The organism is Rufibacter sp. JT3400010, assembly GCF_054956755.1.
Genome location: NZ_JBUDXA010000002.1, coordinates 142,162 through 162,385, shown reverse-complemented (window position 1 = coordinate 162,385; position 20,224 = coordinate 142,162). Strand labels below are relative to the sequence as shown.

Annotated in this window: 18 protein-coding genes; 5 read left to right on the top strand and 13 right to left on the bottom strand. The window is 49.3% G+C overall.

Features of this window, described 5'->3' with window-relative positions; genetic code table 11:
• Nucleotides 1-126: 126 nt before the first annotated feature.
• On the top strand, nt 127-837 hold the full coding sequence (locus ACY0JR_RS02520) for a hypothetical protein (RefSeq protein ID WP_462632268.1): 711 nt from the start codon (nt 127-129) through the stop codon (nt 835-837).
• Between the two features lie 173 nt (nt 838-1,010).
• Here the strand turns inward: ACY0JR_RS02520 and ACY0JR_RS02515 are convergent, their stop codons facing one another.
• On the bottom strand, nt 1,011-3,764 hold the full coding sequence (locus ACY0JR_RS02515) for a TonB-dependent receptor plug domain-containing protein (protein ID WP_462632266.1): 2,754 nt from the start codon (nt 3,762-3,764) through the stop codon (nt 1,011-1,013).
• A 151-nt stretch (nt 3,765-3,915) separates the two neighbouring features.
• Between ACY0JR_RS02515 and ACY0JR_RS02510 the strand changes: the two genes are divergently transcribed.
• The gene (locus tag ACY0JR_RS02510) at nt 3,916-4,233 is read left to right on the top strand and encodes a thioredoxin family protein (RefSeq protein WP_462632264.1); all 318 of its coding nucleotides are present in this window, start codon (nt 3,916-3,918) and stop codon (nt 4,231-4,233) included.
• A 7-nt stretch (nt 4,234-4,240) separates the two neighbouring features.
• A complete protein-coding gene (locus ACY0JR_RS02505; RefSeq protein WP_462632263.1) occupies nt 4,241-4,483 on the top strand; it encodes a DUF6952 family protein in 243 nt (80 codons plus the stop codon).
• Between the two features lie 90 nt (nt 4,484-4,573).
• On the opposite strand, the gene ACY0JR_RS02500 is transcribed toward ACY0JR_RS02505, so the two are convergent.
• From ACY0JR_RS02500 to ACY0JR_RS02480, 5 genes are all read right to left on the bottom strand, one after another.
• Nucleotides 4,574-5,182, bottom strand: coding sequence for a TetR/AcrR family transcriptional regulator (locus ACY0JR_RS02500; protein ID WP_462632262.1), 609 nt, complete (start codon nt 5,180-5,182; stop codon nt 4,574-4,576).
• A gap of 131 nt (nt 5,183-5,313) precedes the next feature.
• A complete protein-coding gene (locus tag ACY0JR_RS02495; RefSeq protein ID WP_462632261.1) occupies nt 5,314-5,922 on the bottom strand; it encodes a TetR/AcrR family transcriptional regulator in 609 nt (202 codons plus the stop codon).
• 264 nt (nt 5,923-6,186) lie between these two features.
• Nucleotides 6,187-7,626 carry a hypothetical protein gene (locus ACY0JR_RS02490; RefSeq protein WP_462632260.1) on the bottom strand — a complete coding sequence of 480 codons (1,440 nt, stop codon included), beginning with the start codon at nt 7,624-7,626 and terminating at the stop codon, nt 6,187-6,189.
• 464 nt (nt 7,627-8,090) lie between these two features.
• Entirely contained in the window at nt 8,091-9,578 is a 1,488-nt protein-coding gene (gene crtD / locus ACY0JR_RS02485; RefSeq protein WP_462632259.1) for a 1-hydroxycarotenoid 3,4-desaturase CrtD, read from the bottom strand.
• A 125-nt stretch (nt 9,579-9,703) separates the two neighbouring features.
• Entirely contained in the window at nt 9,704-10,147 is a 444-nt protein-coding gene (locus ACY0JR_RS02480) for an SRPBCC family protein (protein WP_462632257.1), read from the bottom strand.
• A 109-nt stretch (nt 10,148-10,256) separates the two neighbouring features.
• Here ACY0JR_RS02480 and ACY0JR_RS02475 point away from each other — a divergent pair, with 109 nt between their 5' ends.
• The gene (locus ACY0JR_RS02475; protein ID WP_462632256.1) at nt 10,257-10,940 is read left to right on the top strand and encodes a hypothetical protein; all 684 of its coding nucleotides are present in this window, start codon (nt 10,257-10,259) and stop codon (nt 10,938-10,940) included.
• 76 nt (nt 10,941-11,016) lie between these two features.
• The gene (locus tag ACY0JR_RS02470; protein WP_462632255.1) at nt 11,017-11,676 is read left to right on the top strand and encodes a hypothetical protein; all 660 of its coding nucleotides are present in this window, start codon (nt 11,017-11,019) and stop codon (nt 11,674-11,676) included.
• A 146-nt stretch (nt 11,677-11,822) separates the two neighbouring features.
• Here ACY0JR_RS02470 and ACY0JR_RS02465 read toward each other — a convergent pair whose 3' ends face one another.
• The 7 genes from ACY0JR_RS02465 to ACY0JR_RS02435 form a co-directional block, all read right to left on the bottom strand.
• On the bottom strand, nt 11,823-12,068 hold the full coding sequence (locus ACY0JR_RS02465; RefSeq protein ID WP_462632254.1) for a PLDc N-terminal domain-containing protein: 246 nt from the start codon (nt 12,066-12,068) through the stop codon (nt 11,823-11,825).
• Nucleotides 12,069-12,109: 41 nt separating this feature from the next.
• Nucleotides 12,110-12,610 carry a DUF1579 domain-containing protein gene (locus ACY0JR_RS02460; RefSeq protein WP_462632253.1) on the bottom strand — a complete coding sequence of 167 codons (501 nt, stop codon included), beginning with the start codon at nt 12,608-12,610 and terminating at the stop codon, nt 12,110-12,112.
• Between the two features lie 345 nt (nt 12,611-12,955).
• Nucleotides 12,956-13,609, bottom strand: coding sequence for an ATP-binding cassette domain-containing protein (locus ACY0JR_RS02455; protein ID WP_462632252.1), 654 nt, complete (start codon nt 13,607-13,609; stop codon nt 12,956-12,958).
• Nucleotides 13,610-13,981: 372 nt separating this feature from the next.
• Entirely contained in the window at nt 13,982-14,647 is a 666-nt protein-coding gene (locus ACY0JR_RS02450) for a hypothetical protein (protein ID WP_462632251.1), read from the bottom strand.
• A gap of 75 nt (nt 14,648-14,722) precedes the next feature.
• Complete coding sequence (locus ACY0JR_RS02445) at nt 14,723-15,241, bottom strand: hypothetical protein (protein ID WP_462632250.1); 519 nt, start codon at nt 15,239-15,241, stop codon at nt 14,723-14,725.
• Nucleotides 15,242-15,435: 194 nt separating this feature from the next.
• Nucleotides 15,436-18,375, bottom strand: a complete 2,940-nt coding sequence (locus tag ACY0JR_RS02440) for a DEAD/DEAH box helicase (protein ID WP_462632249.1) — start codon at nt 18,373-18,375, stop codon at nt 15,436-15,438.
• Between the two features lie 573 nt (nt 18,376-18,948).
• Entirely contained in the window at nt 18,949-20,172 is a 1,224-nt protein-coding gene (locus ACY0JR_RS02435) for an FtsX-like permease family protein (protein WP_462632248.1), read from the bottom strand.
• Nucleotides 20,173-20,224: the final 52 nt, after the last annotated feature.

Below are 20,224 nucleotides of genomic sequence, written 5' to 3'. Positions count from 1 at the left end.
GGGGAATGTTGATTCCGGGTACACCACCTTCAAAGGCAGTTGGCAGGTTTACGTTGTGAAAGACCAACCCAAGCCCCATCTTTGTTGTACAAGAGCGCACGTGGTGCCATTGTTGAAACTGATCACATGATAAAACATACCCTATACTGTGTTTGCCTGATTTGTAGCTTGTTCACCATTAGTTCCTGTGAGCCGGAGAAGCTAGAGCGAGGCAAAGAAATGGCCGTAGAAGCCGAACGCCACAAGGTGAAGCGCATTACCCAGGGAGACATGGAGAAACAGGCGCTGCTGGCCGGTGACACCATTATCAGACTCATAGAAGGCGCTTTCCTGCAGTTAGCCGAAGGACAACCCAAGGAGCAGGAATTGTTCGTGGCGCAGCCAGACAAACTGCCTACCGTGAGCAGCATCTTGCAACGGTACAACGCCACACTCAAACGCCAGAACTTTGCTAACGAAACTGAAGCCGAAGTTAAGCAGTTCTTAACGCAGGAGAAGCTTCTCTCCGGTTCGGGAGAACCAACTGCCAAGGTAGAATTAGAGGTGCTGGAAGGTCTTTTTAAGTACCAGCGTCCTATAGCCATCAGGCGGCGGAACTGCGCCAGCTGTGATGAACCTAGCCTGCTGGACTACACGGGCACTACCTTAGAGCAATTAAGGGTGTTCTCGGCGCAGGGCAAGCCCGATGGCTTTGTGGAAGGGCAGGTACGGGGCGTATGGCTCATTTCCTTTCCCCGGCAGAAAGTCATTGAGCAGATTACGCTTAAAACCAAGGTCTCCAGACGAGGCCGGGGAGGGTTGTTTGGCAGCAAACCAGATTCTGCTGCCAAAAAGTAAAAAGCTTCTTAGAGCATGTTTAAAATTTGTCTTTCGTGCTGCAAACGGCTATAGCAAGAACCTGCATTCCCGCTTTCCTCGCCTTCGTAGCGCTGCTACGAGGCTCAAAAACTACTTTCGCAGAACCCTTCTCTAACCGTTTTCGCTTACAAATCCAAAATTCAAACATGCTCTTATCTCACCTGGAACGTGGACGTGAAATGACCTAATTTCCCGGTGGTGGTCATGCCTTCCAGAACAGCCCGGTAAGTGGTTTTCTGGTCGGCGGTGTAGAAGGTGACTTCGGCTTTGCCGGTTGCGTCTGTCTGTATTCTGGGGTTCCAGTAGAGCGTGGTGCGCAGGTCTGGCATCACCACGTTGCTGGTATCTGGCTTGTCATACCGGGGCAGGTAGAACTCACGCGCTTTCTGAAAATACAGCCCCTGGTAGGTAGCCATGCCGGGTATTTTCCCCGAAGGGCCAGATTTCCCGTCTTTTTTCTCTCCTTTCTTGGTGGTAATAGCTATCACCCCATTGCCACCCTGTGAGCCATACATGGCCGAGGAAGCACCCGGTTTCAGGATTTCTACTGCTTCTACATCATTGGGGTTCAAGGACTGGATAAAGGAGGCATCTGTTTGCATTCCATCCATTAGAAACAAGGGTTGTCCCCCACCCCGCATGCTTATCTGTCCGTTGGTGACCTGCAAACCGGCTACCCTTCCCTGCAAACCTTGCAGGATGTCCACGCCTCTGGGGAGCTCTGAACCTCTCAGTACCCGGTCGGCGGTGGTGTGGAGGCTGCCGGCGGCAGGTTTGAATTCTTCCTGTTTCCTGCCGCGTACGTTCACCTGCTGGAGCATGATACCACTTTTGCCAGAGAACTGGTCCAATTTCAACTGCTCGCGGTTGCGTTGCAGATACGCCCATACTTCATTGGAATACGGCGCCGGAACAGGCTCATACGGTACTTGCGGAAAAGCCTGTATCTGCGGTAAGTTATTGTCTAGTTCCAGCATAGCTACTGCCTTGGCAGCTTGTACGGTAATGGAGGATGTGTCTGGAAAACTGGCCAAACTGAACTGGAATTTACCCCGGTCATCGGTCTGCAGTTTGATGGTGCTCAAAGGGTTGTTCCCGTTCGTGAGCGTGATATCAGCGTAGGCGTCTGGCTGGCCGGTAATTTTGGTCAAGGTGCCGCTCACGTATAGATCCCGTTCGGCCAGATAGTTCAACGATGGGAATTTGTCTTGTAGAATGCCTTTCCAGACAAACCGCCGCCAGCCCTGGGTGAGCAAAAGGTTATCCAAGGCTAGGGCCACTTCGGGCGAAGCTGAACTAAAGTAATAGGAAGGTTCTTCTACGTGGCCTTTCAGATCTGAACTCAGGAGCAGGTAAGACACCAGATTAGCCGCGTGGGGCGAGGGAGTGACCGTTTTCTGGTCGGTGATGGCCAGGGAGAAGTTTCCGGCTACGGGTGCGCCGGTCTCGTCTTTGGCCTGTACCTGCAAGGTCACTTTTTCGCGGGGTTTGTAGGCGGGCTTGTCTGGCGTGATGCTCATCTGTACCTGCGGACCATGGTTCACAAACACCAGCCGTTCGGCCAGCGGCTCGCCTTTCTCAGAGAACACCGTGAACTGCACCAGGCCAGACGGAAACTTGTTTTTAGGAACCTCAACCTGAAAAACTTCGCGGGCCGTAGGGCTGGAGGCCGCGTACAGCACTTCGCCCCGCACCTGGGCCACTAAATGCAGGGCTTGGGGTTTGCCCACGCTGTCCTGGTTAAAGCCCAACGTGTAGAATTTGACGCGCATGGTAGGCGCCGTTTTGTTTTCCACTGACAGAATAAAGCCTTTTTTCTGCGGAACCGGTAATGGATATTCCTGCGCAACCCCTTTGGCCGAGGTGATGCGGGCGGTGTATTGTTGGCCGACTTCAGGGATAAAGCCCAGGCGGCCCATCCCGAACTTCAGGCTTTTGAAATCAATGACTTTCTGGCCCTGCTTGTTGTAGATAGCGCCTTGCACGTCTTTCCCTAGCCCGTTGGCGTCTACGGCCTTAAAACCGACCACATTCCAGAGACCGCCTACCAGATTACCGCCTTCGGGGAAGAACTGCACGTCTAGCTTCTCTTTGGGCGCGGGAACGGTAATGGTCCGGTTCAGGTTGCCCGTCTGCTGCTCAATGGCCAGAAAGATCTTGGGGCTTGCGGTTTCATTGTGCGGCAGGAACAGCCGCAGAAAAGATTTGCCCTCAGCGGAGGTGGTGATCTTCTTGGCGTCTCCTTTTTTGTCAAAGTTGGTGGAATAAGTAAAGGACGTCTGCCCCATGGGCTTTTGCTGATAGTTGAGCAGGCGCAGGTTCACCAACACTGAATCACCGGCCGATTGCGGTTTGAACGTGAAAGCGGTGGACGTAACCACATCGGTTTTACGAGGGCTCCAGATGGTGATGTTCTGGTGGAAAAAATACGCCTCGTCAAAGTTCTGCATCCAGCTGGTGTAGGCCCGCAGGCGGTACGTACCCTCCGGAATGTCATCTGGTAACGCGAAATCGCCGTTGCCCTTGCCTTTGTCCAGCCTAATCACGGTGGTTTTGTAGAACGTGTTCTCTGGGGTGATTAGCTCTACATACAATACTTTGCTTAGTTCGCTGGGTACGTGGTTGTGTGCGTTAACCAGATAGGCCTTGAACCAGATGTCTTCGCCCGCCGCGTAATACGGTTTATCCAGGTGCAAGTACACCTTCTCTTGGGAGTATTTGGTGTGCAGCGTGGTGAGTTTGGAGATCACTTTGTCAATGACGCCATTCTGCTGCCAGGCGGGTGAGGTGAAAGCTGCCAGCAGACCCGTTAAGGCCACTAACAGAAAGAAGATACTTTTGGGAAAACGGTGAAAAAACATGCCGAAGGAATAAGTAAAGCCGGTAGAAAGCACAAAATTAAGCAAGAAGCGGCGCTTTCAGGAGACAAGGTAATTTACCCCAGTCTTTACATAATAAAAAGGAACCGCCTGTTTTTGGCCTTTATTTCTGAAAATAAATCTAAAACGCTAATTTTGCGCTTGATTCATTTTTTTAAATGTACCTACATATAATACCATGGCTATTATTCAAGCAACAGATACAGATTTCCAGGAGGTGCTGAAAAGCAATGAGCGAGTGGTAGTGAAATATTTTGCGGACTGGTGCGGCAACTGCCGTCTATTCTCTCCTAAGTTCAAGCGGATGGCCGCTAACGAAGAGTTTGCGAACGTAGCGTTTTTGGACGTAAATGCTGAAACCAGCCCCGAAGCCCGTAAACTGGCCGGCGTGACCAATCTGCCTTACTTTGCGGTTTTCAAGAACGGTGAGTTGGTGGAAGGTGCCGCTACCAGCAAAGAAGATTTCGTGATTGAAATGGTTCGTAAATTAGCGTAACACACCCATGAAAATACCTGCTATCAAGAAACTGGTAGAAACGCAGACCATTGACAGCCTGCGCGAAGCCGAAGAGCAACTCCTCAACGAAGAAACGCCTGCCTTTGAAATTGAAGGTTCTGACGAAGGCGAGAAACTGACCCACGTATTTGGCGCCATCTGGATCTTGAACCACATGGGCGACCACAACGTGGATTTCAAAACCGCTTTGCGCGAGTTCACCCAAAAGGTACGGGTTTCTATTAGCTAATCAGCTATAGACCAATTATGTTGTTTAAAAAGAAAGCCTGCTCCTCTCAAGGGGCAGGCTTTCTTTTTTGTAAGAAGTTGTGGCTTGTTGTTACTTTAAATTGGCGAAGAAATCCTCAGCCTTTTTCATGCTGTCCTCGGTACAGATTCCTCTGATGTAATACAGGAAAATACTTCGGAATACTTCTGCCGGGTTAAAGCGGTCTGGTGGGAAAACAGCAGGATTCACAATAAGGGAAAGCTGCTCCAGCATGATTTTAGTGACCAGTTGAATGTTCAGGTCCCGGCGGAATTCTTTCTGGAGCACGCCCTCGTTCAGAAGATCATGTACCAGATGCGTGGTGTACTCATTGGAGTGACTCCAGTAGAGTTGCCAGGCGGCAGGGTAGTTTTGCTGTAACTCCATCAACAGCGTGGGCTGGGCCGTGCGTAGGCTCTCCAGACCTAGTTGCACAATCAGCAGCAGCCGGTTCAACGGACTGGGTTGGGCCGCAAATAAACGTGCATGGTCCTGCTTCCGGACTTCCAAATCATATTGTATCACTTGGGTTACCAGATCCTCCATGCCTTTGAAGAATTCTCTGAACGTGGCCGAAGAGATATCAACGCGGTCAATGATGATCTGTTCATTTAAATGAGCAAGTCCTTCTTGCTTGATCAGGTTGAGCAATTCCTGCAAAACGGTTTGCTTGAAAGTCATTTATTAGTACGAATTCAGATTGGAACGAGGTTTTACGCGCAAAAGAAATTGCGGGCTGCGAAGATACCTTTTTCTGTAAAGGAAAACAGAATTAGGTTCTTAAGACACAAAATAAGTAGGTTGAGGTAGAATTACAGAGAGAAGGTGGAGAAAAAGTTCTCCAGCTCTTTGTTCCCTTTCTCTGTGGAAATGCCCTTGAGGTAATACAGGAAAATGCCTCTGAAGACTTCGGCCATGTTGTAGCGGTGCGGCGGAAAAAGCGCGTGGTTCAAAAGAATGTTTATCTGCTCCAACAGTACTTTGGTGACTACTTCAATGTTAAGGCCTGGCCTGAAAAGCTGTTCCTGAATGCCGGTGTTCAGCAAATCATAAAACACGTAATAGGAATGCATTTGCGCGTGCCGCAGGTACAGGGTCCAGATGCGCGGATACAGGTACTGAATCTGGATAAAGAAATCTGGATTAATTTGCAGCAGCAGGTTAATGTGGTGTTTGATGACCTGCATGAGCTTTGCAATGGAATGGCCTCCCTCCACCAGAAAGGTGCTCTGCACTTCCTTCTGCTCTGCCAGGTATAGCTCTACGGCCTGACGCAAAAAGTCTTCTTTATCTGTAAAAGACTGGTTAAACTCTTCTACAGATAAACCAAACTCCTGCATGAGGCGCCGCTCTGTCAGGTCTTTCACCCCTTTGGCAGAGAAGGAGCGCATGGCAGTGCGCAAGAGCTCATCCTTGGTCATGGTACAGTTTAGAATTACATGATTTGGCTTAAACAAATATAGCACTTTCTAGATAAGAACCTAGTGCGCCAAGCAGGTTCTCTCCTGTCATTGGCCTATAAGTTGAAGAATAACTGCATATTTTACCTCCTGCTCCGCTTTATTTACATTTTCTGCTGAAAAAGGCAAAGCAGCGTTAAAACTTGAGCCAAGGCAAACGTGTATATGGCCCACTTTCCTGAAAATTGGTTTAAAACAGGAAACAGGGAGTGAAAGATGTTGTGCTTAAGGAAGAGACGGCGAAGTTGAGGTTTTTTTCTGGTACAAGCGCAGGAACACCTGCCCCTTCTGTAGTTCATGCACCACCAGCCAATGGCGGTTAAGCTCTGCCAATTCCTGATCAGAGAAACCATTGAACACGTTGGAGTAGAGAATGTAGGCTTGCGTAGAGAGATTCTTGGGTTGAAACCGCCTTTGGTCTTTGTTTAAATCTGTCTCTGCCGGGGAAGCCAAGTTGGGGAAATCACTGCCCACCTCCTCCCACGGAATCTGTTGCTGGTCCAGATAGGCCATCATTTGCTGCCGAAGGGTAAAATAAGGCAAGTGGGCCAAGGAAGCATCCCAGCCTTTGGCAATTCCCTCGGGGTATACCCAGAAGTGGCCACTCAGTAAACTTACCACAAGCGCCACATACACCGTTAACCGGACTTTCTGTGCCCGAAGCTGAGCTACCAAATGCGTGGTGAACAGCCCTAGAAGAACGTACACCACCAGCCAGTACCGGTGCCCAATGGGATTGGTAAACCAGCCTAACACCAAACTTAACGTGAGCAAAGGAACCAGCAGTAACAACTGCAATTCTCGGGTCTTTTCGGGAAAATAGCCTCTAAACCGCCAGCATAGAATAACCGCCGTTACCCAAAGCGCAATACGTCCGAAATCTACCAAGCGCCACCCAATCAAGAACAGATTACGCACAAATCCTTGCGCAGTGACAACTGCTGCATACGCGCTCCAGTCTGAAGCAGGCGCATACCCAATCCACCCGAAGTGCTGGTAATGGAGTACCAGCCACAGAACGAGCAGCAGCCCGGCGGGCACACACGGGTGTAGCAATTTCAACCCTTCCGCAAGAGACGGTTTTCTGCTTTGCGGCCAGCGTAAAGGCAGATGCGTGAGAAATACAGCTACTAACAAGATCTGGCTTCGGGGTGTGTGGATTGCCATAAAGACCAACGCCGCCGCCAGGAGCCAATCCCGATGTTGCAAAATGGCATTCAAGCAGGCCAGATAGAGAAACAGCAGCACAATGTCTGGTGCCACTTGTGCGCTTTGGGCCAGCAAAGTAGGATCCAGGAAGATGAGCAGCATGCCTCCAAACACCCAGGCTGGGGACAAGTAACGCTTCCCCAATAAATACACTTGCCAGACAATGCCCAGCAGAAAAGGCAACATGAGAAAGTGACTCACTTGCACTGTCTTCCCAAACAGATGCCACCCCGCCGCCAGATACATCCCAAACAACGGCGGATAGCCCGCCAATGCCTCAGGCACAAACAAGGTAGTGAAGCGGGTCTGATAATACCACTGGCCGTATTTAGAGGCCAGCAGAATGCTATCCCAAAAAAAGCCATTGGCCCGCACATACCACGTCAGCGCCACCAGCAACCCCGCAAAAGGAAGCACCACCGGCAAAGCGTTACGAATGGAATTAGCGTGGGGCATTCTCAGGTTTTTCTGATGAGCAATGGAGAGCGACGAAGTAAAGGTAAAAATAGTGCTGCATTCTTGTTCTGCGTCATTCCTCCATTGTCATCCTGGAAGGATCTTGTGGGCAGATTAGACAGGCTTCTGTTAAGCGGTATTGCCTTTGCGGCAAAGAACTCTCCATTCCTGATGTATATCCGGTTTTTTTGGGTTCCGTAACTAGCGTACTGATGGTAGGCCCTGGTGCTAGTGGCTCCCGGCGAGTATGGAGACTCGCTTCATCCCTTGACACGAGACTGGAGTCTCGCGCCAGCCGATTCTAACCTGTGAGGTCTCGAAGACCTCACAGGTTTTCACGTTTTCAGTCTGTTTTCCGCAAGAACGCCCACTCAAAAGACCTCGTAGTGTGCGCAGCTCCTGCGAGCGTCTGCGCCAATGCCGTTTGCAACCCTCTTTTCAGGAAACAACCCTTAAAGCAGAACCTACGCCTGCGCATCAGAAGCAGCAACCGGCACCAAATCTGCGGCGATTTTGGCAGAAAGCAGGCAAAGCGGAATGCCACCACCCGGATGTACGCTGCCACCTACAAAGTACAGGCCCTTAAGTTTGCTGGTGAAGTTAGGGTGCCGCAGGAAAGCCGCCATCCTGTTGTTGGAAGAACTGCCGTACAAGGCCCCCGCAAAGGAAGACGTGTCTGCTTCAATGCCGCGCGGGTCCCAGACTTTCTCGGTGGTAATAAGCGAGGCGATATCGGTTCCCAAGGCCTGACTTACTTTCCGGAGCACACTTTGTCGGGTTTGCTGAATGAGTTCTTCCCAGTTCTGCCCGGCGTTGTGCGGCACGTTTACCATCACAAACCAGTTTTCGTGCCCGGCGGGGGCATCTTCTGGCGTGTATTTAGAGGTGATATTCACGTACACGGTAGGGTCTTCAGCCACGGTGCCTTTCTGGAAGATGTGCTCAAATTCCTGCCGGTAGTTCTGGCTGAAAAAGATGTTGTGCAAGTCCAGTTCGGGGAAGGTGCGCGAGATGCCCCAGTAGTAAATAAGGGCCGAACTGCTGCGCGGTTGTTTCAAAGTCCGCTCAGGGGCAGGTTGTTTGGGCAGCAGTTTCCGGTAAGTGGGCACTACGTCCATGTTGCTGACTACCACGTCTGCCAGGTACGTTTCTTTTCCGGTTCGTACGCCGGTAGCTCGGCTGCCTTGGGTGATGATTTCCTGCACGGGTTCGTTGTAGCGGAAGGCCACGCCCAACTCCTCCCCTAGCTTTACCAGACTTTGGGCAATGGCGTAAATGCCGCCCTCGGGGTAAAACGCGCCAATGTTAAACTCCAGGTGCGGAATCAGGTTGAGGGTGCCGGGGGCTTGGTAAGGGTCTGAGCCGTTGTAGGTGGCGTACCGGTCCAGCAACTGCACCAGGCGCGGGTCTGAGAAAGCGCGGGCATTGGCGGCGTGCATGGTAGTGGTTAAGCCCAGTTCCGGCAGGGCCGGAAGGGTTTTCAGCACATCAGCACTCAGGTACGTGTCAAGTTTGTGCAGCGACTTGTGCAGGAACGTATTGGCGGTGGCGTGGTATAAACGGGCTACTTTCTGTAAATGACGGTGTAAACGTTCCGGCGGAACGCCTAGCTTGGTTTCCACTTCCCGGGCGAAATCATCGGCCGCGGCATGGGCGGCGAGGCGCGTGCCATCGGGCCAGAAATACTGCGTGACAATGGGCAGGCGCTGGTAGCGGAAATAGTCTTGCGGGTTTCTTTCGGCTATCATGAAAAGGTCATCTACCAACTGCGGCAAGGTGAACAAAGACGGACCGGCATCAAAGCGATAGCCGCCCGGCAGAGTGAACTGCGTCATCTTCCCTCCATAGGAGGCGTTCGCTTCCAGAACCGTCACGGCATAGCCTTTCACCGCCAGCCTAATCGCCGCCGCTATGCCGCCAATGCCAGACCCAATCACTACTGCTTTTGCCATGCTGCCAATCTACGCAGTTTCCCGCTTTTTTCTGGAGATAACCTGTTCCACGTGTAAAAGTTTGAAAGCCGTTTGCTGCCGGAAGGCTGTTTTAATCCGGTTTTCCTGAAATCTGCCCTGAATCGCTAGGCTACTTTCCCGAAGAACTTCCGGTACACCGGCCCTCTAGCCGAAAACTGGGCATAGAAGATGGGGTACAGCAGCACATCTAACGCCCGGAAGCCAGTCTTATACTCAATTAGCTCATGGATGACGCTGTGCGAGCCTTCGTGGGTAATGAGGTGCTTGTGCCGCCAGAACGTGAGGGGAGCCGGTAGTTCCTGGCCTTCGTCTATAAACCAGGCTTCACGGTCGGTTACGTGCCGTTCGGTGATGAGGCTGGTCCAGCGGCGTTTGAGGGGGCCGGCCTGTAACTCAATCTCGACCCTATTGCCGGGGAAACTGCCCTCGAAACGCAAAATTTTTAACCGGGGGAATGGGGGTGAAAGGGCCCTGAACAGGTCTACTGTAAAACCTTCAAGAACGGCCCGGTAATTCTGGGCGACGGGTATCTGGAGATGGAGTTTCATGCGGGCAGAATGGGTGCACTTGCTTAACCTGTTCCTATAGACGAAAGTTATTCCAGGAAAGTCGGAAAAGAAGAAAAGCCTTATGAAAAGGAAGAATCAGCAAAACACAATGAAAACGAAAAATGTGTTTCTGGGCTTGGTAGTGCTGTTGGTAGTGGGGCTGGGCAGTTGCAACACCTCCAGAAACATCTACACCAGTCCGGCTTTTCAGGCGGCGGCCAAGCACCATAAAACCATTGCTATTTTACCCTTTGATGTGCAGGTGGGCCTGAGGCCCGTGCAAATGCGCCGCTTCACACCTGAGCAGTTATATGCCCTGGAGTTGCGGCACGGGCGGGCCGTGCAGAGTGCGTTTCAGGTCCATTTTCTGAAAAAGGCAACCAAAAACGGCCTGCAAGTGGCTGTGCAGGATGTGAACGTGACCAATTCCATCTTAAAGGAGCATGACATTCAGCCCGAGGAACTCCAGACCTATACGCCCACCGAGCTGGCGCAACTGCTGGGGGTAGATGCCGTGCTGGTGGGTTCGCTTACCACCGACAAGCCGGTTTCTACGGCGGTGGCCGCCGCAGTGGCGTTGTACACGTTCTTCTACACGCCTTATGTGAGCGGCGCCGGGCCTACCAACACGGGCAACACCATGATGAAAATCTATGACGGCGCCTCTGGCGACCTGCTGTGGAGTTATGACAAAGTGCTCTCCCGCGGCATTGGGAGTGACACGCACCACATCATTAGGGCTATTACCCGCAAAGCAACCCGGCAACTCCCGTACGCCAAAGTCAAGCCGTAGAGCCGTAGCATTCCATTTGTACACAGTAAAACATCTATTCCATATTTTTTAACCCTTCATTTCAATCTTACACACCATGAAAGTTACTTCTGCATTACTCGTTTTAGTGGCGCTGTTCCTGAGCCTGGGCGCATCGGCCCAAACAAAGGAAATCTACACCAACCCGGCCTTTGAGAACCTGGCCAAGCAGCACAAGACCATTGCTATTCTGCCTTTTGAGGCGCGTATCGGCCTGCGGCCGAACCAGATGAAAACCATGACGCCGGAGCGCATCAAGGAAATGGAGCAGAACGAAGGCCTGGCCGTACAAAGCGCCCTGCAAACGTACTTTCTCAAAGTAAGCAGCAAAGACGACTACACCGTTTCTTTCCAGGACGCGGCCACCACCAACGCCAAGCTGTTGAAAAACAACATCACCGCCGAGAACATCAAAAGCTTCACGCCCGCTGAGTTATCTAAAGTTCTGGGTGTAGACGGCGTGATCACCGGCACCTTCACTACAGATAAACCCATGTCTGACGGTGCATCGCTGGCGCTTGGCCTGGCCGTAGGCTTCTATGGTGCCACCAACTCTGGTAAGACTGCCATCAATATCTATGACGGTACTTCTGGTGAACTGCTCTGGAAATATGAGAAAAGCCTTTCCAGAGGCTTAGGCAGTGATACCAATACCATCATTACCACCATCATGCGCAAAGCCTCCAAGAAATTCCCTTATTCTAAGATAAAGGCATAATATCCTTCCCTCAAAACAGCTTCGCCCACTGATACTCCTGGCATCAGTGGGCGAAGCTGTTTTTAAGCTGTTTTCTTGAATATACCCCCGAAGCAGTAAGGTAATCTTACTTCGGCTGCAAGCCTAAGTAAGAGCGATATGTACTGTTATAGAATAGGCGATCTCAGTTTCTGCCTTCGGCCGATCATCAAATACAGAATAGCCCCCAGCACCGGAATAAAGACAATGACAATAAGCCAAATCAGTTTTTCTACGCTGTTGGCAAACTTGCCGGTAAGCAAATCAATAGTAGCCCAAATCCAGAGGACCACGGGAATCACGAAAATGACCAGCAGGATTAGTATTTCACCTAGACCAATGCTGCCAATAAATAAGAAAGGAGTGGTTCCCATATTGCTTGAAGTTAGAGGTACTGATTTTCTTTAAAAACGCGTTACTGAACCCTGCGGTAAACGGTTTCTGTTGCTTTTGATTCTTCACCTTCCGGGGAGATATTGTAAGCGGTGATTACTAGTTCATCATCGCTGCGGAACTCTAGGTTGGTGCGCCACCCCCAGTGCTGTTCCATTTCGGGCGTTACGTACGCATAGCTGCCCAACACCGACACGTCTTTCTCCCCTTTTTGGCTTTCTGAGAACATGATGGCCGTTCCATTATGGAAGGAGTCAACCCAGGCACACTGGAATTTTTCCAGTTCCAGGTGATACCCGTAAATGGCCATACCCGTAATTGGTTCTCCTTTGAAGCTTCCCTTGTATTCATGCAGGATAAATCTCCCGTCTAGAATTGGCTTCATGGTTCCGCTTACAGGAGATTCATCTTCTAGCTTGGCAGGGTCAAACCAGACCCTGGCCGTGCCTTCCCATTCCCCAGCCAGCTTGCTTAGCTGGAAATGGGCACCCGAGGTTTTTGACGCTTCAAATTTTCCGCTCATGATAACAGTAGTATATTTTTGATAGATACATCATTTCAGAAGGTGCCCTCAAGGTAACACATTGGTTTACAAGTTTATCATGGAAGGTCTGAAATTTTCCTGACAACCTTGTACTGCGCCTCAATGATAGATTGGTTATGCCTGTGTGCAGCGCCCGGTACCAGCACAAACTCTTTCTTAGGAGCTTTCACTTTATTGTAATAGGCTCTGGTTATCTAGAATATCTTCTTCTCCTTGAATGAAGTACATCATAGCTAGAATAGGTATATGGGCTATGGGTAGCTTTATAGTGATGGGCTTTTAACATACTTGGCTAAAAAGCGCTTTAATGCTTTTTAGCAGTTGTTATATTCTGGCATATCCTAGTGATTCTATTTCTTCAAGGTATTTTACAGAATGAATTCTTCCGTTCACAAGCAGATTCAAGTTATCGCTTATTTCTAGGATGTGCCTGTACATGTGGTCCGTGAGCAGAAGGCCCTTGTTGTTCTTCTCTTCAATAAAGAACTCTTTTACTTTCTCAATCTGTATTGGGTTAAGGTGAGTAAAAGGCTCATCCAACATAGCGAACTGCGATCTTGATTTCACTATGACATATATTTCCACCAGCCTACGGCTACCGCCCGACAAACTTTTAATTTTCGATCTGTATCTGGAGTTAAACTCTGGGAACCTCTTCTCAAAGAGTGAGTAATCAAGGCCAAAATCACTGAACACCCGTTTCAAGGTAAGTCCAGCGGGTATGAAATTGAACTGAGGCAGGTAAAGCAGTAAGTCAGGGCGCTTAAAGGCCGCAGATTGGTATTTCCCGTCAAAACGAACAGATTGGCTGCATTCAATGCTGCCATGGATCACCTTCATGAGGCAGGACTTCCCTGATCCGTTTCTGCCCAACAGACCTGTTATTCTGCCTGTCTCGCATTTTAGGTAGATGTCTGATAGAATTCGGCGTCCGCCCAGTTCTAGCCTAATGCTGTCTGCCTCCAGTCTGTGGGTCATACAATTTTGTGCGACAAAAAGCTAAGGAATAGGAACAGTGAGAAGTCAAATGCAAGAGTAGAGGCCCAAAGAATAACCTTGGAGATGCCTAGGTTCTGGTAATAGAAGTACTCATGCTTTTTGTAGCTGTTCACAAATAAGAACATCACGCCTAGTGTCGCTGCCTTGAACCAGAAGATGATTGGGAAAATCCTGAAACCAGACTCAATATATACATTTAAACAAGCCAACGTTATCACCGCTGAAGCGATAGCAAAGGCTGAGTAGAAAGTCCATATAAGTCGAATAGATTTAAGGATTCTCATTTTAATTACAAGTAACGTCTAGTATATGCAAAGCCCGTAGCGGAGCAAGGGTTTTGTATATACAGTGTTATAAGCTGTTTTTATTTTTTATAGGTATAAATTCAAAATCTTGCCCTATAAAATAAGTGTCTCCAAGTAAGGCTAATTTAAACTCGTTATCATAAGGAACTAATTGTTCGCCGTTCCATTTTTTAGCGGCATACTCTCCAAAATAATAAGGCTCTTTTCCTGCTTTCTCTAATTCTTTGAAATAGTAATTCAAAATATATTTTGGCCCACGAGCAAATACACCGCTTTCCATTCTGCACCTACCGAGTAAGTTGCCTTCATATATATACTTTTCTAAAGAGAATAGATTCCTAAATCGGGTGTGGTGTATTTCGTAAATCGCAGCAAAAAGTAATTCTGGGTTCAAACCCTGTTTTTTAAAATATAAGTCTGTACTAACGTTATTGAACTCTTTAAGCAGATAATGGTCGGAATAAAAGCGGAAATAATTCCCTAGATTATCAATGTCAATTTTAGAATCACGATAATTAAGAATCCTTAGTTGCCAAAATTCATCTTGAAGCGGCTCAATTTTTCCCATGAAAAGGGAAAAGTTAAAGTGAACTTCGTCTTCCAAGTATTTAATCGAATGCACAGATAGGCCACCTTCTTCTTCATAGTCCAAGCTGCCGAAAGCAGAAACTAATTCGTCTGGCATTATATCTCTGTCTTCAATTTCTTTCATTCTCTAAATTGCTTATAACGTTTCTAAGCTAAAAAGTGCTTTAGTGCTTTTTAGCTGTTGTTGGCATTCGTTTTTTTATTCTCCCCACATATGGTAGAGAGTCATTTTATTTTGTTTTTTATTTAGGATAATGAATCCATTTATATGAATTGGTTCTTGAGTCTCTAGGTTAATGGTGATATAATCTGTTGTATATGATAGAACTGAAATATCACCAGAAATCCATCTTGGAAATTCCTCAAAACCTGAATAATAAAAATCGAATTTAGGAGTCAAGCCTTTCCAATGAAGTGGGAAAATAAGCTTTCTGTCTTGAACCCATTTTTCCGTAATATTTGACTCATATGTTGTATCGCTCTTTAATACCCAACCATTGTCCTTGGCTAATCCATTAATTTCAGACTTTGTAAATGTGCCTTTATCTTTTTCCCAATGTATCACCCTTTTGCCACCCCAAGGCCCTTGGTCGCTTAAATGTTCTACTTGGTACTCTTCTTGAAAATCACCCCAAAATCCGGCCGGTGACGGGGATAAACAACCTGTTAAGAAAATTATCAAAATTGAGCAGATTATTATTTCAAAGAAACTTTTCATTTTATATGTATGCCAACTACTGGATAAACGGACCACCTACGTTTATCCGCACTATATCTAATGCTAAAACTACGTTTATTCTACCTACAGTAAGCGGATAAACGTAACTGCGCTACCGAATATATTATATTATAATCGTTTAATGAAGCGTTTCCCGGTTAGGAGCTCTTTTACCGAAAACAGCCTTAAATCAACTAGCTCAACAAACTCTCAATATCTTCTTTGGTCAACCGCTTAATCACGGCTTCATCGGTGGAGATGAGGTCAGAGACCATCTGGAGTTTCTTGTCTTGGAGGGCGAGGATTTTTTCTTCCACGCTGTTTTTTGTGATGAACTTGTAAGTGAAGACAGTGTTCTGCTGACCTATGCGGTGCGCACGGTCAATGGCCTGGGCTTCTACGGCGGGGTTCCACCAGGGGTCCAGAATGAACACGTAGTCGGCGGCGGTGAGGTTGAGGCCTACGCCCCCGGCTTTAAGGGAAATAAGGAAGACCGGCAGTTTGGGGTCATTCTGGAAATGGGCCACCTGGGCCTGGCGGTCTTTGGTGGAGCCGTCCAGGTAGGCGTAGTTGATTTTTCGTTCGTCCAGCGCGGCGCGCACCAGGTCAAGGTGCTTTACAAATTGGCTGAAGATAAGCACCTTGTGGCCTTCGTTAACCACGGTTTTGGTGAGGCGCAGCACTTCGCCCAGCTTACCAGACTCTGCTTCAGAGGCAGGATCGGCCATGCGGGGGTGGTTCGCAATCTGGCGAAGCTTCATAAGGCCCTGCAAGAGCATGAACTGCGATTTGGCTGCCCCCTGCTCCTCAATGTTCTTCAGGATTTTGTTTCGGTAGAACGACTTGGTTTCCTCGTAGGCGTGCTCCTGCTCCTCGGTCATCTTGCAGTACGTGACGTGCTCAATCTTCTCGGGCAGTTCTTTGGCTACCTGGCTTTTGTGACGGCGCAGAATGAAGGGTTTGATGAGGGCGTGCAGGCGCTTGGTTTTGTGTTCGTCCTTCAACTTCTCAATGGGGCGCAGGAACTCTTTCTTGAAGAAGTTCTGGGTACCCAACAGGCCGGGGTTAATGAACGACATCTGGCTCCACAAGTCCAGCGTGCTGTTTTCTACGGGCGTACCGGTAAGAATAAGCCGATGCTTAGACTTCAACTCCCGTATGCTCATAGAAGTGTTGGAATTAGGATTCTTGATGGCTTGGCTTTCGTCCAGAATCACGTAGTCAAACATGTACTTCTTCAGAATCTCAGAGTCCAGGCGCACAATGCCGTAAGATGTGAGAATGAGGTCATAGTGTTTGAACTGGGCCACGCTCTTGTTGCGGTACGTGCCCGTATAGGTGAGAATGCGCAGTTGCGGGGTGAACTTCTGGGCTTCGGCCAGCCAGTTATAAACCAAAGAGGTAGGCATCACCAGCAAGGAAGCCGTCTGCGCGCCATTCTCTTTGCGGTGTTGCAGCATGGCCAGCGTCTGCACGGTTTTCCCCAGACCCATGTCATCTGCCAGACAGCCGCCAAAATGGTATTCCTGCACAAAATGCAGCCAGTTGTACCCGGCTTTCTGATACGGGCGCAATTCGCCTTTAAACCCCTGGGGCAGCGGTCTGTCTTCTACGGCCTCGAACTCGCGCAGCTTCTCCAATTTGCGGCTCATGGTCACGTGCGCCAGGTTGCCGTTCTGCAAATCGCTCACCAACGAGAGATGGTGCTTGCGCAGCTTCAGGTCCTCCTCGCCCTCAGAAAAGGCGAACAGTTCCAGGTACTGGGTAAACCATTCCTCGGGAATAATGGCAATCTGGCCGTTAGGCAGCTTGTACTCGCGCCGTTTGGTCAAAATGTGGTTCCGGAGCTTGATGAACGGAATCTCATAGGGCCCAAACCGTACGGTGCCGTAAATGTCAAACCAGTCATTGGTCTCATTGATGCCCACGTTCACCGAGGTCTCCCCTATGAAGTAGTTCTTTTCTGACTGACTTTGCTTAAACGTGAAGCCCAGTTCTTCCAGCGTTTTGGCGTAGTTGTTCAACCACCCAAACGCCTGGGGCTTGTCCATGACCGCTTTGCCGTTCCTGATGTCTAGGCCGCGGCTGGCAAGCTCTTGCAGAAAGGAAGCCTCTTGAGGTACATCGCGGTGCAACCGGTGGAAGATGTAAGACTCCGGGGTTTTCTCCACGCTCACGCTTATTTTCTTGGTCTCCTGCGTGCCTACGGTATAGGGGCCGTATTTGAAATTAAGCTGAAAAACAATCTTGTCGCCGTCAGAAGTATGGACAGTTTCCTCTTCCTCGTCGTCTTCGCCGGTAGTAGCAAACAAGGCAGGTGAAGGCTCCGCCACCGCCAGTTCTGAGAACTGGAGTTGCGGTTGGGGCGCGTAGCGTTCAGATTTTATATCGAAGCCTTTGGCATAGACATCAAACTGCTCTATGAGCGGGGCCACAAACTTGCGGTAATAGCTTTCCTCTACGTTGCGCGGCACCGCAATGAACTTCTTGTTCAGGAACGGTTGCAGTTTCTTGCCGTCTACCTGTTTCTCAAAGTTGTGGAGCACGTCATTGAGCAGCAGCCAGGCGGGTTCTTTGCACACCAGCACCGCGTCTTTGTACTGGAACTCCAGCCGTTCGCCCTGGTACTTGATGGTAGGGAAATAGTGGGTATTATCGTCGTTGCGCCGGAAGTGGAAGAGTACGGTGGCTTTCTCTGGGGCCATTTTCAGGCGCTTCCAGGTAGGTTCGCCGTCTTTGCCCATCACAAACACCATCTTGTTTTGCAGCAAATCCAGAATCTTGCACATGCGGCTCTGCACGTAATGGTCTATGTTCTCTTGCAGGAGCTTATCGCCTTTGGCGGAGTCATAGGTCTTGAAGAAGAAATCTGCCAGCGTGGTTTTCTTTACCGCGAATTTCTTGAACACCGCATCCTGCTGAATCTGGTCCATAAGCTCAATCAGCTCAAAGTCAGTCTTATCCAGGCGAGCAGCAAATTCGTCGGCGTTTTTGGTGGAGATGTTCTGGTGCTGGAGGGTGAGTTGGCGTTTAGAGTTGACCTGCACCACAAAAGACTCAAACAAATAGCCCAGATATTCATGCTCAAAAAGAGAATAAACAACTTGAAAAGGCTGTGTGGTATATACTTTCATGGCAAAGACGCGCTAACCCAATATTGAAAGTACAACAAAATCTGTTTTTCACCGAAGCAAAGAACAAAAATTTAGCAGTTGCTCCCTATTTTGGCACCAATTCGCCTGTTTCTCCGCCGTTTTCTTAAAACTGAGGGTAAAATAGTAGCGCACCAGTGAAGGCTGGGTCTGCATGTTTCGCGTCTGTTTTCCTGAAAAATCGGCTAAAAAGGCACTATGGCGCGGAAGTTACTTCCGTGACTACTGGACTTTGGCAAGGCATGGAAGTAAATCCGCGCCATAGAAATGAAAAAAGACAAAGTAAACACTCCTTTTGTCATCCTGAAAGGAACTTGTGGGCAAGCTAGAAAGCCGTTTATTTGGCGCTACTGCCGTTCGCCACCAAGATCCTTCCAGGATGACAGTAAAAAGGATGTAGGCTTATTTTATGTCTCAGTACTTAGATTTTGGTAAGCCACGGAAGTAAATCCGTACATAGAAACCTTAAGAATAGGCACGAAACAAGACCGCACAATCAGAAGCACCAAAGGGACTATTTTCAGTCTCTTTTTCCTAAAATCAGCCAGAAACAGCTTACAGGTTTTCTCTGATGGAAAGGGCGGCGGCGCGGCGGGCGGGCCGAATAGATACCAGAAATGTGATGAGGATGATGGCAGCGGCGGTGAGTAGGAAGTCCAGGGGGCGCATGAGTACCGGATATGCTTCTACCACCGAGGTGCTCATGCCCATGGAAACCCAGCCGAACGTCTGTTGCAGCCAGCAGATGGTACCGCCTACCACCAGCCCCACAAAAGCACCGCTAAAGGCCACAATAGCGCCTTCCAGCAGGAAAATGCGTTGAATGGTCCGTGGGTCAGCACCCAGGGAGGCCAGAATGGCGATGTCTTTCTGCTTGTCCAGCACCAGCATGGAAAGCGAGAAGAAAATATTGATGGAGGCAATGAGCAGCACAAAGGTAAAGGTCACAAATACGAACAGCTTCTCTACCTTCACGGCGCGCAGCAAACTCACGTGCTGTTCTTCGCTGTCCTGCACGTTAAAGCCATCGCCTAACAGTTTCTGCAAGGCTTTCTGCACTTTCTCAATATCATTGATGCTTTTGGTCTTTATTTCCAGCGAAGTGCGTTTGCCGTCATAACTCAGGAGTTCTTCGGCGAAAGCCAGGGGTACAAACACGTACTGGTCGTCATATTGCCGCTCAATGGCGAACACGCCCCCGGCCTGAATGCCCAACTGCCGGAACGCATTCTCTGGGTTGATGATGGTTTTCTTACCCGCTTTGGGGTACATGAACTGCAACGGCGAAAACGGGTTCTCTGGCCTGATGGAGAGTTGGTACTGCACGCCACGGCCAATGAGGGCGAACTGTTTGCCATCGCGCAGCAGGTGGTAGTCGCCGTCTACAATAGCGGAGTCAATCTGGTTTTGCTGGAAGAAGTTCTCGCTCACGCCTTTCACCTTCACCACCATCTGGCGGTCATTGTAGCGCAGCAGAGCGTTATCTTCTATGACTTCGGTGAGCAGCGCCACGCCCGGCGTCTTCCTGATTCTGTCCAGCAGTTGGGCGTTAGTCTCGAAGGATTTGCCCTCTACGGTAGTAATTTTGATCTCGGGATCAAACTTGCCGTACAGCGACCGGATCAGATCTTCCAGCCCATTGAATACCGAGAGTACCACAATTAAAGCCATGGTGCCCACGCCCACGCCTATCATGGCAATAATGGAGATGATGTTGATGATGTTGCGCTTCTTCTTGGAGAAAAAGTACCGCCGGGCGATAAAGAGGGCAACGTTCATCTTTGAATAAATGCGTGAATGAGTGGTTGAATGAAGGAGAGAATGGTTAGAT

Bases quoted from the DNA above. Each gene is read 5' to 3' on its own strand.
- ACY0JR_RS02520 (WP_462632268.1), top strand. From the start codon at position 127: ATGATAAAACATACCCTATACTGTGTTTGCCTGATTTGTAGCTTGTTC.
- ACY0JR_RS02505 (WP_462632263.1), top strand. From the start codon at position 4,241: ATGAAAATACCTGCTATCAAGAAACTGGTAGAAACGCAGACCATTGAC.
- ACY0JR_RS02490 (WP_462632260.1), bottom strand. From the start codon at position 7,626: ATGCCCCACGCTAATTCCATTCGTAACGCTTTGCCGGTGGTGCTTCCT.
- ACY0JR_RS02435 (WP_462632248.1), bottom strand. From the start codon at position 20,172: ATGAACGTTGCCCTCTTTATCGCCCGGCGGTACTTTTTCTCCAAGAAG.
- ACY0JR_RS02440 (WP_462632249.1), bottom strand. From the start codon at position 18,375: ATGAAAGTATATACCACACAGCCTTTTCAAGTTGTTTATTCTCTTTTT.
- ACY0JR_RS02460 (WP_462632253.1), bottom strand. From the start codon at position 12,610: ATGAGCGGAAAATTTGAAGCGTCAAAAACCTCGGGTGCCCATTTCCAG.
- ACY0JR_RS02465 (WP_462632254.1), bottom strand. From the start codon at position 12,068: ATGGGAACCACTCCTTTCTTATTTATTGGCAGCATTGGTCTAGGTGAA.
- ACY0JR_RS02455 (WP_462632252.1), bottom strand. From the start codon at position 13,609: ATGACCCACAGACTGGAGGCAGACAGCATTAGGCTAGAACTGGGCGGA.
- ACY0JR_RS02475 (WP_462632256.1), top strand. From the start codon at position 10,257: ATGAAAACGAAAAATGTGTTTCTGGGCTTGGTAGTGCTGTTGGTAGTG.
- ACY0JR_RS02480 (WP_462632257.1), bottom strand. From the start codon at position 10,147: ATGAAACTCCATCTCCAGATACCCGTCGCCCAGAATTACCGGGCCGTT.
- ACY0JR_RS02445 (WP_462632250.1), bottom strand. From the start codon at position 15,241: ATGAAAAGTTTCTTTGAAATAATAATCTGCTCAATTTTGATAATTTTC.
- crtD (WP_462632259.1), bottom strand. From the start codon at position 9,578: ATGGCAAAAGCAGTAGTGATTGGGTCTGGCATTGGCGGCATAGCGGCG.
- ACY0JR_RS02495 (WP_462632261.1), bottom strand. From the start codon at position 5,922: ATGACCAAGGATGAGCTCTTGCGCACTGCCATGCGCTCCTTCTCTGCC.
- ACY0JR_RS02500 (WP_462632262.1), bottom strand. From the start codon at position 5,182: ATGACTTTCAAGCAAACCGTTTTGCAGGAATTGCTCAACCTGATCAAG.
- ACY0JR_RS02470 (WP_462632255.1), top strand. From the start codon at position 11,017: ATGAAAGTTACTTCTGCATTACTCGTTTTAGTGGCGCTGTTCCTGAGC.
- ACY0JR_RS02510 (WP_462632264.1), top strand. From the start codon at position 3,916: ATGGCTATTATTCAAGCAACAGATACAGATTTCCAGGAGGTGCTGAAA.
- ACY0JR_RS02450 (WP_462632251.1), bottom strand. From the start codon at position 14,647: ATGAAAGAAATTGAAGACAGAGATATAATGCCAGACGAATTAGTTTCT.